8 protein-coding genes are annotated in these 14,955 nt (G+C 38.4%); all 8 read right to left on the reverse strand.

Going from position 1 to position 14,955, the window contains the following annotated elements; genetic code table 11:
• Positions 1 to 417 precede the first annotated feature (417 nt).
• Positions 418 to 2,424: an amidase domain-containing protein gene (locus tag IGJ46_RS07375; protein ID WP_218391143.1), complete on the reverse strand. Its 2,007-nt coding sequence runs from the start codon at positions 2,422 to 2,424 to the stop codon at positions 418 to 420.
• An 81-nt stretch (positions 2,425 to 2,505) separates the two neighbouring features.
• Positions 2,506 to 8,133 (reverse strand): TIM-barrel domain-containing protein, encoded by a 5,628-nt coding sequence (locus IGJ46_RS07380; protein WP_375343109.1) that lies wholly within the window; start codon positions 8,131 to 8,133, stop codon positions 2,506 to 2,508.
• 503 nt (positions 8,134 to 8,636) lie between these two features.
• Positions 8,637 to 9,032 (reverse strand): hypothetical protein, encoded by a 396-nt coding sequence (locus IGJ46_RS07385; RefSeq protein ID WP_218391146.1) that lies wholly within the window; start codon positions 9,030 to 9,032, stop codon positions 8,637 to 8,639.
• A 47-nt stretch (positions 9,033 to 9,079) separates the two neighbouring features.
• Complete coding sequence (gene adhP, locus IGJ46_RS07390) at positions 9,080 to 10,096, reverse strand: alcohol dehydrogenase AdhP (protein WP_002361987.1); 1,017 nt, start codon at positions 10,094 to 10,096, stop codon at positions 9,080 to 9,082.
• A gap of 208 nt (positions 10,097 to 10,304) precedes the next feature.
• Complete coding sequence (locus IGJ46_RS07395) at positions 10,305 to 11,285, reverse strand: DUF916 and DUF3324 domain-containing protein (RefSeq protein WP_218391575.1); 981 nt, start codon at positions 11,283 to 11,285, stop codon at positions 10,305 to 10,307.
• Between the two features lie 98 nt (positions 11,286 to 11,383).
• Positions 11,384 to 11,935, reverse strand: coding sequence for a hypothetical protein (locus IGJ46_RS07400; protein ID WP_002357217.1), 552 nt, complete (start codon positions 11,933 to 11,935; stop codon positions 11,384 to 11,386).
• A complete protein-coding gene (locus IGJ46_RS07405; RefSeq protein WP_025189861.1) occupies positions 11,928 to 12,287 on the reverse strand; it encodes a hypothetical protein in 360 nt (119 codons plus the stop codon). Before IGJ46_RS07405 ends, IGJ46_RS07400 begins: the two co-directional genes overlap by 8 nt.
• A complete protein-coding gene (locus tag IGJ46_RS07410; protein ID WP_218391147.1) occupies positions 12,263 to 14,923 on the reverse strand; it encodes a bacterial Ig-like domain-containing protein in 2,661 nt (886 codons plus the stop codon). Before IGJ46_RS07410 ends, IGJ46_RS07405 begins: the two co-directional genes overlap by 25 nt.
• Positions 14,924 to 14,955: the final 32 nt, after the last annotated feature.

The raw sequence follows: 14,955 nt of genomic DNA on the forward strand, positions 1-14,955 counted from the left end.
TGTTCACTCATCCCTTTCTCAAGAAGATATAAAATTACACAACAAAAGACAAATGATTATAATGTTCAATCAATTTATACACCAATAAAAGAGATAAAAAATTGATTGTCTGTTAGTATATTCACATAAATTTAGTATAGCGATTTCAGTAGTTTCCTGCAAACAAAAACATAAAATAACAAAGGATCAAGAAAGAGTACTTTGGACTATTCATCTTTTTCTAACGAATCATGAGGACGATTGTCTCTTCGTTGATGAAAAACAAAGAATCAACCGCCAAACTGTTCTTGTCATTTTATACATGACAAAATCAATTCATTGGTCGATTCTGGTTATTTTAATTTGTTAGTTCACACATGGATCATTGTGCTAACTTTTTACTTAAACATCCACACTTCTTCCTGTTGAATGAGTCGCTTAAGCGCCAATGTAGGTCACGCCACTACTATAAGCAATTGCATTAGGTAAGACACGATACGAAATCGTTTGATCATTGATGACATTGCTTTCAGAAATAATGATTCCATCAGAAGTGACCGCTTCAACAAAAGCAACATGTCCATATTGATTATCTGCGCCAGCAACTCCTGGTTGGAAACTAATCGCACGACCAGCTTTAGGCAATGAACTAACTTGATAGCCTAATGCACGTCCTTTTCTTCCCCAGTCACTGCCATTTCCCATAAATTCATCCACAGAAGTGCCCAACTGTTTGAAACGATTATAGACATACCACGTACATTGGCCCACGGGATAGCTACCACTCCGATTATAATTGATCCCATCATAGACTGGAAAATGCATTTGTTGCTGTTCCGCTTCCGACAGCTCATTTTTAGATTGGATAATCAAACCGTCCACTGTTTTTGGTAAATCAAATTGCGTTAAGTTATAAACCGCAATTAACGAATTTAATTTATTATCGTATTGCTTGTCTGTTGCATATTTACCTGTTAAAAAACGCGTTGCTTGAAGGTAGTTTTTGGCTTCCGAACGCCACGCTGGTTTATAAAAATCTTGATTTCCGTCAATCCCTTGTCGGAGTAATTGAACATAATCTTGCAGTGAGTCATTATAGCCACCGTAATCGCGAAACCCAGCGGAAATTGTATAAAGTTGGCCCCTCTGATCAGCCTCTTTTGTTGAAAAGCTGACACTATTTCCTTGGAACGAACCTTTCACGCCAAAGAGATTATAATAAGGTTCTTTGGCTAGTTGACTTTCGCCAGAGCCACTTTCTAAAATAGCCTGAGCTATCATCACTGATGCAAAAACATCGTATTTTTCGCCAAGTTCTCTGGCTGTCTCACCAATTTTTTTAATAAACGCTGTGGTTTGTTCTGACTTCTGCATTTCAAATGACGCACCATATGTTGCTAAAACTTCTTTGCCATACTCCGTTAATGTGAACTCCTTAAAAGGATTAGTCACTACCAAGCGTTTCTCCTCTTTTGAGTCTGGTTGTTGTTTGGCAGTATAGATATTCTCTAACTGACCAATTACTTCTGGTTCCTCTTTAGAATCCGCTTCCGCTGCGGCAATTAAATATTTTCCTTGGCCAAGATAAACACCATTTTGAAGCGTTTTTCCTTCAGCTGTTTGCCAAAAAATCAGATCACCAGGTTCTGCCTCCTCTATAGAACGAACTTTACCAAATGTCATTTGTTCTTGCGGTGTACTGCCAATGTCTATTTTAAATAATTGTTGGTAAATTTTTTGGGCAAGGAAACTACTGGTCAATGCTTGCTCCGTCAAATTAAATTCTTTTTTTGTTTTCCCAATGTGTCTTAATGCTTCAGCCACCACGACTGCCCGTTTCTTTTCGCCAAAAGACGACAACAGTGGAAGTTCGTAGCCTTTTAAATTTGAAGAAGCGATTTCATCTACTTTGAGGGACGGATTTAACGATACAGCCTGATTTTCTTCAACAACGTTATTGGTGGCTTCAGGAACTTGAATAGGTTCTTCAGGTTCTTGCTTGGTCACAGGAACTTGTGGTGGTTGCGATTGTTCAACAGGCTGCGTGATTTCTGATGATACCGTTGGCTCTGTAGGTTCCTTTTTTGTTTCAGAACTGGTATTTGTGGTTGTCGTTTCTGTCGTTGAATGACTCGTTGATTCGGTAGTCGTATCGGTAGAACTATTTGATTCAGATGACGAACTACTAGTGGACGTTGTCGATGTAGCAACAGTTGTTTCGGTTGACGAACTACTAGTGGACGTTGTCGATGTAGCAACAGTTGTTTCGGTTGTTTCAATTACTTTTTCTTCCGAAGTAATTGTCGTTTCCGAGGACAGAGCTGTTTGTAGCGAGCTACTTGGTAATTCTGCAGCCAACGTAACAACTGGAGCGACTTCCAAACTCAGAAGAACGAGAATACTTGTTAAAACAAGTAGTTGATTCTTGATTTTCTTTCTTTTCATTCGTAAAAATCCTCTCCTATTACTTACTTGCGCATTTGCACACTGTTTTTGTACAAATGCGCCTTGTAAGTTAATGATACGCTAATTTTGGTCTTTTTTATTTTTGAAGAATAATTTTCCTAAACCAATACTTACTATCAATAGAAAACCACTGATTGACCAGATTGGCGAAACAACTTCATTTGCTTTTGGCAAAGTACCAGAAGTGGTGGTTTTTGTTGTCGTTCCACCTGCTGCTGTGCCCTTTCCTGGACTGGTTACGCTACCAGTCCCGCTAACCGTGCCATGATTTCTATTGTTGCCTGTAGAGTTGCTACTGATTGGCTCTTCTGCCATTGCTTCAATGGCTTGTGCTAAAATACTTAAACATTTGTCCACAGCTTCTTGCGTCGCACTTGGGTCCTCAACAAGTGCTTTTGCTTGTTTAATTGCTTCAGCTAAAGCTTCTTGCGATGCTTTTGTAAATTGTTTTCCTGCTTTAGGTTTCAAGGTTTCTGCTTTTTGAAGCAGTTCTTTCAACTTTGTTTTATCCGTTTGAAGGACTTGTTCCTCTAAACTATCCAAAGCAGTTTTTACATTTTTTTCAGCAGTATCAATTTGTTCTTGCCGAGCATTTTTATCAGCTAAAATCCCTTCCGCTTGGTCAATTGCTTCAGTTAAGCGCGCTTTAGACTCGCTGGTAAATTCTTTTCCGGCAGATGGTTTGATTGCTTTTGCTTTGGCTATCATTGCCTCTAAGGCTTTTTTATCTGTAACTAACGCTTCTTCTTGTAACCCATCAATGGCACTAGTTAATTCAGCAACCGCTTCATCAATCATTTTTTGATTAGCTGCTGGGTTTTTCAATGTGTTTTTAGCTGCTAAAAGCGCTTTTTGTAACTCTTGTAACGAGGAGGCAGTAAATTGGTGCCCTTCACTTGGAGTGACTTGCTGCGCTCGTTTGACTACTTCTTGTAATTGGTCTTTATTTACAAGGGGTACTTCTTTTAATTGAGCCATTGCAGTTTCCAATGCGTTTAGAGCCTCTGAGACTTCTTCTTTTGTCGCCGTTTCTTTCGCTACGATTGCTTCAGCCGCTTGAATTGCTTCTTGCAATTGTTTTTCTGTTTCTTTTGTAAATTGGTATCCTTCTTCCGGCTTTCTTCCTCGGGCTTGAGCGATTTGCTCTTTTAAGGTTTCCTTATCAACGGCGACGGGTTGTTCTTTTAATTGTGCAATTGCTTCACGCAATGTTTTAGTCGCTTGGTCTATTTCTTCTTGGGTAACTTTTTCTTGAGCAAATACTTTTTGAGCTGCTGCTAATGAGTCTTCGAGAACTTTTTTAGTTTCTTCGGTGAATTCTTGCCCATCACTTGGTTTCTTCGTCAGCCCCTCTTGAATTGCTTTTTCTAAATCAGCTTTATTCGCTACATCAGGCATTTTTTCCAACTGACTTGCAGCCTTTTCTAGGTTTTCCACAGCAGCAGAAACGTCTGTCTGTGTGGCTTGTTCATTGGCTAGAACAGCTACTGCCTCATCTAAGACTGGTTTAAAAATTGCCCAAGTTTCAGGCGTATATTCTTTTTCGACACGTGCTTGATTTAGCGTAATTAGCGCTTGTAATAACTCTTTATCTACTAGCTCTGTGGGCTTCACCGTTACAGAAAAATCTGAAAGTGTGGCTTGTTGGAATCCTTGGCCTACTAATAAGCCTTGACTCATATCAAATTGTAATGGCTGCTCAACAGTTGTCGCACGTTTTACGCGAGTTGTTTCTTTTACTTTAACTTTAAAGGTAACTAAGTCCATTGAACCATTTAACAATTGTTTATTTCCTTGATTACTAAGAACTAAATATAGATTCTCCACATCATTTGAATGTTTACGATATTTAGAATAATTTTCCATTTGTTTTGTATTATTCGTGGTTGCAGGCTGACCGACAAGTTCAAATTTGCTAGAATCAAAGGACATTTTTGTGCTTAACGCATTAATGTTTTTTAAGTCTTGACCTTTAAGTGTAAAGGTTAATGTATCGCCAGGAAGATAGGTATCCTTGCCATTTTCATTAACCACAGCAAGGGATAAACCGCCCGCAATTTCTTCGACATCAGGTATCTCAATTCCGCCATCTAATTGTCGTAAAACATAACTGATATCATAAGCATCAATTACCCCATTTTTATTTAAATCGCCTTTTTCAACATAGCCATTAAAGTCACTGTCCTCCGATTCTAAGCCTGTATAGTTTCGATAACTCATTGCATCATTTTCATCAATCGTTCCATCGTTAGTAATGTCTCCATGTAAGATTCCTTCTGTTCCTGGTTGTTTGTAAAAGAGCATCTCACGACCAGAGCCAAAATTACCCACCGATTTTAATACCTTCATTTCAACAAAACGATACGCTTGGTCCTTCGTTTCAATGGTTTTTGTCAAAGCATCTTGCTTCCAGTTAATAGGTTCTGAAAACTCTGTCCAATTAGCTCCATCTTTCGACGTCCGATACTGGAGCTGCAAAATATTTCCGTTGCCGGCATTGTCTCTTGGCAAGTATTCAATTTTATCCATTTGATACTCCGCACCAAGATCAAATTTTAAAGTCAAGAAATTTCCATCACTTGGATTAGCGATGCCGGTTGACCAGTTCGTATGCCAACCTGTACTTAAATCTTTATCTGTTAATTTCTTCAATTCTGCGCCTGGTTGTTCTGGTAAATTACTTGTTGCTTTGACTTGATTAATTGTTTCTTTATAGGGATCATCTTGTGTTTTTCCTTTAATCGGTTCACTCCATTCAGAGACCCCGTTTTTTCCAACAGCTCGAACTCGAAAAGTATGTTCGCTTAGGAAGGAAAATCCATCAAATGTTGCTGTATTCGTTTGAATATTTCCGAAAACAGTCCCGTCACGCTCTACTTCATAACTTGTTGCCTCAGTTACTTGATCCCATTGAAGAGTCAAAGAAGATGGCGTTGTTTTTTCTTCATTGATTGCGACATTTGCCGGAATAGTTAACTGGTCATCGACCGTTGTATTTCCTCCGTCAACCGTTCCTTTATTAATGAAACCTTTGACAGTTATTTGAACATCTTTGGCGGTCACAGATTGTTTCGCTAGTTTTACTGATAACGCTGATTGGTTCAGTTTTTCTCCTGAAGCTTCAGAAAGATACTGATTCACTTGGAATTCTTTATCAAAATAATATAGATTTGTGCCAGCTAAAAATTCTTCTTTATTAGCTGCTTGTTTCAAGGTTACTTCTGTTCCCCCCACCATTGCTGTTACGCTTTCGGGCGCTTCTGAAGCTAACAAATCAAGCGTGGTGCTTCGTTCATCAACAAAGCCTTTGTAACTTCCTTTTGTCGGTTCGATAGTAACGGTCAGATCCCCTTTTTCGTTTGATTTAGGGCCTTGACTATTTATTTTAGTCGTAGCTGATTGCCCAGCTTCATAACTAGTTGAAATTCCGTCATCTTCATACATATTAAAAGAAGTGGCGCCATTTGGATAAATCAAGAAAGATCGTTGATCTCGTTGGATTTCCTTTGGATTGTTGTTTGGATTCGTCATTGGGATAATACTGCCATCTTTGACGAAAACGGGCACCTTCCACAGCGGTGTTTTTACTCCATTTAAGACACGGCCACCTTGATATTTTTCGCCTGTAAATAAGTCAACCCAGACTTGTTTTTCATCTGGTAAGTAGATTCCATCACGGATTGAATTTCCTGCCTCATCTTGATTGCCATTATAAATTGGGGCAACGAGTAAATTGGGTCCCCACATATATTGGTATTGAGAATCTTTTGTATATGCTGTTCCTTCATTAGGAAATTCTAAAGCCATGGCCCGTACCATTGGTAGTCCATCAACTGATTCCTTGGCAATACTGTAGTTATAAGGCATCATCATTGATTTTAATTTTAGATACGCTCGGTTCAAATCTGTGGCTTCTTGATCAAAAGCAAATGGCGTTTTTGGATTGGAGCCCCAGCCGTCCATATTTAGCTGCACTGGTGTAAAAGTTTTCCATTGGAAATCACGTATGTTGACCTCTTTATTTTTTCCACCAAAAATTCCATCCATATCTGAACCAACATTTGGTTGGCCAGACAACGAAGTCCCGATATATGTTGGGATATGGAAGCGAATATATTCCCATTGACCACCCGTTTGATCGCCTGTCCAGATACCAGCGTGCCGTTGGGTTCCGGCCCAACCATCTAATGAGACAATCATCGGACGAACTGCGCCGTCTGTTTCTTTTACAAAAACATTCGCGGCATCTTCTACACCATTTAAGCCAAAGGAATACCCATACCCGACCCACGCCACGTCAGTTTTGAGAGCTTTAACACCAGCGACACTAACTTCTTTCGCAATATCCCGTTCTCCTTTTTTAGGATTTTTAGGATCCGCTGGATGGAGATTAGATTGGGTCCACAGCCCCACTTCAACACCATTGGCTTGAGCATACTCTGTAAATTCTTTTAAGTTTTGTACATCGCCGTCCAATGAATCTGTTTGGCCATAGCCAGCACCGTAGCCGTCATTTGGCAAGAACCACCCTAACGGCATATCGTTTTTCTTATATCGATCAATAACTGCGCGTGCAGAAAATTGATAATTCTCTTTTTCTCCATTTAAAGATTCTAACGTGCCATTTAAGTTTCCTAAATCGCCTGGTTGGTATTCTTTGTAAAAATTACCATCTTCAAACTTAACTGCTCCCGCGGTTCCTTCTGCTACTTTCACCCAATAGTCCCGATTATACGCGTTTAAATGTGCTTCATAGAACCCGTATTCCGGCATCAAAGCTGGTTTCCCGGTTAATTCATAGTAATCTTTTAAAATACCTGCTGAGGAATCATTAAAGAAATAAAAAGCATCAAAATCTGTTCCTTCGTGCGTTGTTGTGGTTGTTTGTGGATCATGACTTCCAAAATCATAGTTGCCAGGTTTCCATGTATTTCGAACAACGCCATACCCTGCAGTTGACCAATAAAATGGGTTAGGCGATGCTACTCCGCCATCTACCCAATTGTTCGTATTGACAATCTGGATAGCTGTTCCTTTATGCGTAAATCGACCATTTTGAGTTCCTCCGCCAAAATAATTTTCTTGACTACTTTGTTTTAACGTTTGTGTAGCTTTATCATTTTTAAAGGATAGCGGAGCGGTTTCTTCTAAAATAACTTGATTCTTTTTCTTGTCTAGAACCTTCATTAAAGCGCTTTCTTTTTCGAATATAATTTTTAAACCATTATTTTCTAGAATAAATTGGTTTCCTGAATCTGTGACGTTCGTTTGCTCAAAGGCTTGTGTACCATAGTCGGCCATTGTTTTAGCCGTAATTTTCGCAACATGCTTTGGATCATTTGGCGTTGGATATTCTTCAAATTTACCAGTTGGATCTAGATGATAGCGAAAAAGATGGTCGTTTAAAATACTAATTTGTGCTTTTTTTCCAGAAGCATACGTAATGACAAAGTTTTTCTCCGCTTTTTCAATCGACACAATTGCTCCGACTGACGTTGCTGAATCAGCTACGTCTTCTTTTGCTGTTTGCTCTTGCGCATCAACCACTTGAGAATCCATCGTAACAAACGAATGGAACGCCAATACAGACGAACTCACTAATAAAAATGTCAACCAGTGCTTTTTACCGTAAATTTTTTTACCCTGATACTCTTTGTTCATTTTTTCCTCCTTAAAATTGCTCCCCATAGAATAGTTCCGACACAATTACTCACAAAATCCAAAACCCAACAAAGTTTTATCCAGATGAAAAGTCATAACGATTTTCTTAGTTTACTGAGACTGTAAGCAAGTCAGTTTCAGTAACCCCTTCATAAACACATCCTTTCAATAAAATATTAAATGAAAACAATCCATTTTCATCTTATATAAAAATTTTAGTACAGAATCACAATTTCCTGATGAATGCGTTTTCATTTGTTGACTACCAATTTTTCACTTTTTTAATAACATAATTATCGTATGATGGTTTTTTTGTGTTTGTCAACGGTTAATTATTGCAGCCACCATTAACAAGTATTAACCCTTGATAAACCTGTTAATTCACTTATAATGATGATTTTATTGCGAAAATATCTACATCAGAAAAAGAAAGACTTTTTCAAAAATCTAATACCTGTTGCTCAAATCTAGTCTATTTAAAAATAATCAACACCCTCCTGCTCAGCAAGAGGGTGTTAATTACTCGTTTTTTAGTGATTGATTTGACTTGCTAGTGTGAAAAGCAAACTAATGATGATGCCAACTATCAGTACCGCTAGCAATATAAAAATTAACTTTCCAAACCGGTGATAGGGATTGATCGAAAGCCCAATCCCATAAACTTTCGGAACCCACAAAGGAGGCGTTGGATTATCTTTTTGATCTTTATAGGCTATCTTTAAAATCTGCCACGCAAAATACAACAATGGTAAAACCATAATTACCCCAACTATACCTAGCCATTTTGCTAATAAGTCACTGGTATGCAAAAGACTGATTGTCAGAATTGGTACAAACAAAAGAATAAAGCTAATTGTGGCTCCCACTTGTGCTTGCTTAAGCAGTCGTCTCTCACGGAGAGTAAGATTCGCAAACATTCCATCCACCCTTTCATGGTTTTCAGATTAAATCAACGAATCACTAAAAAACTAAATTAACTGCGAAAATCAATGACCATGCGCCCGCGAATTTTTCCTTGTTCCATTTCTTCAAAAATAGCATTAATTTCTTCTGGTTGGCGTGTTTGACAAACAGGAACAACTTTTCCTTCTGCACCGAATTGGAAAGCTTCTCTTAAATCTTGACGGGTTCCAACTAACGATCCGACTACGTGAATGCCATCAAGAACAAGACGTGGAATAGATAAATCCATTGTCTCAACAGGCAATCCAACGGCGACAACCGTTCCTCCCGCACGGACTGCATCGACTGCGCCATTAAATGCTGATTTAGCTACCGCAGTGACTACTGCTGCATGGACACCGCCAATTTCTTTTTGAAGTTGTGCAGCAAAATCAGGATCTTTAACTGGATTAATTAAAAGATCAGCACCCATTTCTTTCGCAAAAGTTAACTGATTATCATTCACATCAACAGCTACTACTTTTGCATTAAAGACATGCTTGGCATATTGTAAAGCTAGATTACCTAGCCCACCTAATCCTGAAATCATTAGCCATTGACCTGGACGAATCCCAGATTCTTTTATCGCTTTGTAGGTTGTTACCCCTGCACAAGTAATAGAGGAAGCTGGCTCTGATGCTAAATTTTCTGGCACTTTCACTGCATAACCGTCTGTGACGATGCATTCTTCGGCCATGGCACCATCAACTGTATATCCAGCATTTTTTACTGAACGACAAAGCGTTTCTCGACCAGAAGTACAATATTCGCAATGCCCGCAGCCTTCATAAAACCATGCAACAGATGCACGATCACCAATCTTTAAACTAGTAACGTCTTTTCCAACCTCCGTCACAATCCCAATTCCTTCGTGACCTAAGGTACAACCGCTAACATCGCCAAAATCTGCATTCTTAACGTGTAAATCCGTATGACAGACACCACAGACTTCCATTTTCAACCGCGCTTCATTATCTTTCAATGGACGCGATTCTTTTTCAACAATTTTTGTTGTTTTTCCTTTTGCTGCGACAATTGCTTTATACATGGTTCTTTCCTCCTTGTTTCTATTGTGAATCATTGAACAATAATAGTATAATACTACTTTCCAAAATAAGGAACACCAATGACTTGCGTAAATTAACGCTAATTTGACAATTTATCCTTGCTAGACAGCTATTCTTCCCTTATGTCATAGATAATTCATACTGGCATGATTTTTTCTGCATACTTGTCAACTATTTTAAAGGCAGGTTTTACAACCTCATTTTTCCCTTCTTTTTTCCCAAGATATAGCAGACGGTACCTAAAATAACTAGAATTAAAAAGGCCATGAGGTACTTAAGCCAGTGAAGGTTTTTGACTTTATGATCAACAGAACTCTTATTATACTGATCAGCTTGCTTTTTGTTTATCGTGAAATCTTTTGAGAACGTCCAGCTCCCCTCATGGTTTTTCAACTTAATGGTATAGGTATAGTCTCCAGGTTTAAACGAATCTTTCAGTAAAATAGGTAGGTCAAACCTTGTGTTTGGTGCAAAACTAAGATTATTTTTCTTTTCGTGAATGATCGTTTTGTTTGTTCCTTTTTCTTTAACAAAAAAATCTCCTTCGACTTTTGACAATAACTTCCGCTGTGGATTTTTAATTTCCATCGAAACAGTATTGTGGCGGTTAATTTGCCCAATTTTAACAGAACCACTTTCCAATTTTGCAGGTATGGTCTCTGCTGTTTCATTCACCCGAATAGCAATCGTATGCATATAAACATTTTGAATCCCACCCTTGCTTTGGTCCCCAGCTATCTCTACTGGTCGAATCGTCACTCCACCTAATAAAATTCCTGAGAATAACTTTTCTGGCATCGTTATTTGAAAATCAATCGTTTGTGATTGTTTACCGGGGACACTAATGTCTTTCCTATTGGGACTAATCAAATCACTAAGTACCAAACTCATCGATGGATCTTTTTCAAAGCTACTTTTTGTATAGTCAACTATCCCATTACTATTTGTTGTTGCTGTATTTACCTGAACTTTAAATTTTTGAGGGTTCGGCGTAGTATTGGTTATCGTTAATTTGAATGTATCTTTTTGTTTCGGAGTTAATGTCATATCAAAAAAATTACTGGTTTTGTTATTTTGAGTTGCTCCGAAAACGGGTGTGACTGTATACGCATTCGCATTGTCAATTGTTGCTGAACTATTGGTATTAGACGGCTCTGCCCAGGCACGCATCGCTCCACCTAAACAGAGAATAGTCAATATAAAAAGTATCTTTAAAATTCTTTTCAATTTATCTGCCTCGTTTTCTTACATCGTTTTATGTTAAATTCTTAGGCGGGTGCTCCATCGATGGCATTCCAGACGATGGTCCCAGAGTAGGTATTTGCAGCAATACTTTTAGGTATATTTAACGTTGCATTTAAATCGGCTGTCGTGACAGTGTCTGATAAACGGATATCACTTTTATCTAGCGAAATAATGGTTGAAGCATCTGTGGTTAAATCAACGCCCGTAAAGGTACCTTTTTCAGAAGATCCGTCAGGTTTTTTAGTGTCTAAATGAAGTGTCATTCCGTCTAAGCCAGTGACACCTTTTCCTTTATCTTCTAAATTCGCTGTCAGATACCAACCTGTATTCGTTGTCCCACGATTATCATTAATGATAAGTTGCGACTTGCTTTGATCTGGTTGCGTATGATCTTGGCCGTCTTTTGTCACCGTCCCAAAGTTAATTTGTGCTAATGGTGTAATGGTTAATCCGCCACCTAAAACCGACACATTCGCTGTGGTATTGGTATTATCAGCCGCATTTACAGTTTGTTGACCAATTAAAAAAATCCCCGTTCCTAAAGTGACAGTTAAACCAATTATTTTTTTATTCATTATTTTTCCTCTTTTCTTTATAAAGTCCGACGATTAATGTACTTCCGAGTACCACGATCCCTAAAATCGTCTCTTGAGACGTAATCTCGTTTGTTTTTGGTAAAAAATTAGGTTGTCCTCGTGAAGTTGGCATATCGTTAGTCTGAGGTATAAGCTCATTGGGATGTGGAACAATATCCTCACTCTCTTTCACTATTACCATGACTTTTGTGCCAGCTTGTGCGTCAGCTGTCTTGTCTTCAGCTTGTGCTTGAATTGGCAAACCGAGAATAAAGGCAACAAACAATAAATCATAGATAAACCATTTCACAGCTATTCCCTCTTCCCTTACGGTGTTGCTTCTAAGTTCCAAATTAACTGAGCTTCATATTTATCAGCAGGTGTGACTTTTGAAATAGTTAATGTGGGCAATAATTGTAATTTCGTCAAAACTTTTTTATTTTTGATAGATTGGTTACTTACATCAGCTACTAATTGTTGCTCATCGTTAACCATGATATTTTGCTCAGTTGTTACATAATCGACTGACTTTGGATTTAGCGTGAGATCAAGCCCTGCGTCTTTCCACGCTTGTGTTTTCTGATCATTTAAATTATAGGCTACTTCAAGCTGCCAGCCAGTTGTCCGATTAGGATCCCCCGTATCTTCAATGTTCATCTCACAACTTTTTAATGTCTGTGTTTGATCTTGGCCATTAAATTTTACGTTCTCAAAAGGCATTAGTTGTTCAGATAAGTGATAAAAGTCTAGACGATTAGAGTAATAGTAGGTCCAATCAACAGTAACACTTTTACTAAAACCTACTATTTTAGAGATATCATAAGTAATTCTATAGATGCCCGCTACTTCATCGTTTACCTGCTTAGGCGTATAGCGAATCGTTATCTTACTATAAGGAATGGACTGTCCATCATTATCTGTTGCACTATCAAAAAGACGTTTTGGATCGAAGGGCGTCCCCACAGAAAAGCTGCCGTTATGTGCACCAATATGAGCTGAAGAGGGAATGACTTCTAGTGCAGTCTGCGCCTCTAATCCTAGGTAGTTATAATCAATTTCATATTTACCAACCACTTTTGTATCCACCGCATCTACTGGGACCTTTTGCTCTCCGTCCAGTTTATATATGGTGACACTTACGTCTCGAAAATCACCTTTTTTACCATCTGGTGTTTGTAGGCTAGTCACTTCACTTTCTGGTTGCCATTGAGTATATTGATAAACCGTATCTTGAGATTTAACTTTAATTTGCGCTTGATCAATGTGCACAGCTAAACTTTTCTCATTTGAGTAGCTTTTAGATGTATCATCAACATCAAGAATTCTAAATGTTAATGTGTAATCTCCTGAAGTTGGTAAAGCATCTGCTAAACAGTTAAAACTAACGCAATCATCTGTGACTGGTAAATTTTTTAAATCTTGCTCCCCAATTTTATGAAAATCAGTTTGGGCAGCACCTGAAACTTTTTCTTCAATCTGAACTTTTCTAGTTGTCGGAGCCTTAACGTCTAGTTCTACTGGTATCTTTTGTTGCGGGTGAAATGTTGTTTGACCTTTAACAAAAGCTGCCCTTTCTAAACTTGGCACTTGGTATGGATCTGTTGTGACGCGCATATATGTTTTATCTGTGGGCTCTGAAGAATCCGTTCCTGGCGGATTGACTAACGGCAGCCCACAACCATCTTTGCCACTAAATAAATAGGTTGTTAACCCGTTTTGTTGTTGTGAAGAGACATTCACATTGGCCTTATGATCAACTGTGTGAGTATGAAAATTAACTACGCGCGCAAACCGTTGAGCAACATACCCATCTGTCCAATTAAGCGGATTGTCTTGTCTTTGGTTCATCGTAAACTTTGGTGATAAAAACTCCCCTGGTAACATCGTTGTGCTTTCAGGTATTTCAGGATATTTAGAGGCATCTTGGGTATTGTAATTGGATAATGGATTGTCTTTATCACCGCTGTCCCATGGCGAGATATAAGAAGACCAAGTAGCCACTTTCCCGGTGATTCCAGTAATAATTTGATGATTCAAATTATTTGGATCTTGCTTTGCTGCTGCCGCTAAACTTGTCGCACGTAACCACATGTCCGGACTAAGCAATATCCAATTATGATTAACCGTATTCGTTGTATCTGATTCGTAAGTTCGACCAAAAAAATCTGCCGACAACGAAAATTGATCACTTTCAGTGCCATCCGACAAAACATTTGATACTGGTAAGCGATGTTTCGTTAAATTTTTATTGAGGGAATAATCCTTTGAATCGCCATCCTTCATTAAAGTAGCTACATCTAAATCAAAATGAAGTTCAAATTTTATGGCCGATTTGTCAGGTTCATGTCGCCAAATTTCATAAAGTTTAGTAAAAGAAAAATTAATAGTGTCCCCCCGTTCACAAAACATCACCTGATGTTCAGTATCAATTCCGCTATAATCTTGATCAGGATCACCCCATCCCGGTGAACCATCTTCTGAAGAACCGTTAAACGTCCGCATTCCTTTTGTGTTAACAATTGGTATTTGTGTGTTTTTTTGTCCACTAATTGAATAAAAATTTTCTGGATTATCCGCAAAAGCCTTGTCATAAGCCGCTTTAAAATTATCTGCACTTATATTTTCTGGCAAATGAAACATCAGTCCATATTGCATTCCTACAGTACCAAAAGAAAGAAACTTCAATGCTTCTGTATGAGAAGTGTCCACTGTTCCGTATAATTTTACGTGTAATTTTCCTCCAAATGATCCATCAGGACCACCACCACCGTCATGGCTTATCTCCATTCCATAAGGTAAATCAGTTCTCAAATCAATGGCTATCCCTCCCGCTTGATAGAGCGAAGCTGCCTCGCATTCTTGAAAATGCACGCTCAAAAAACAAGAAATCGATACCAATAGTAGACAAGAGTAAAAGAAATAAGCAATGCTTTTTTTTCTTTTGTAGGTTGGCATTTTCATTTTTAATTGTTCGTTGATTTTTTTCATTGCTTACTCACCTTGACCTTTTTTGGAATTAG

The sequence above is a fragment of the Enterococcus sp. AZ120 genome, assembly GCF_050546165.1.
Classification (GTDB): domain Bacteria; phylum Bacillota; class Bacilli; order Lactobacillales; family Enterococcaceae; genus Enterococcus; species Enterococcus faecalis.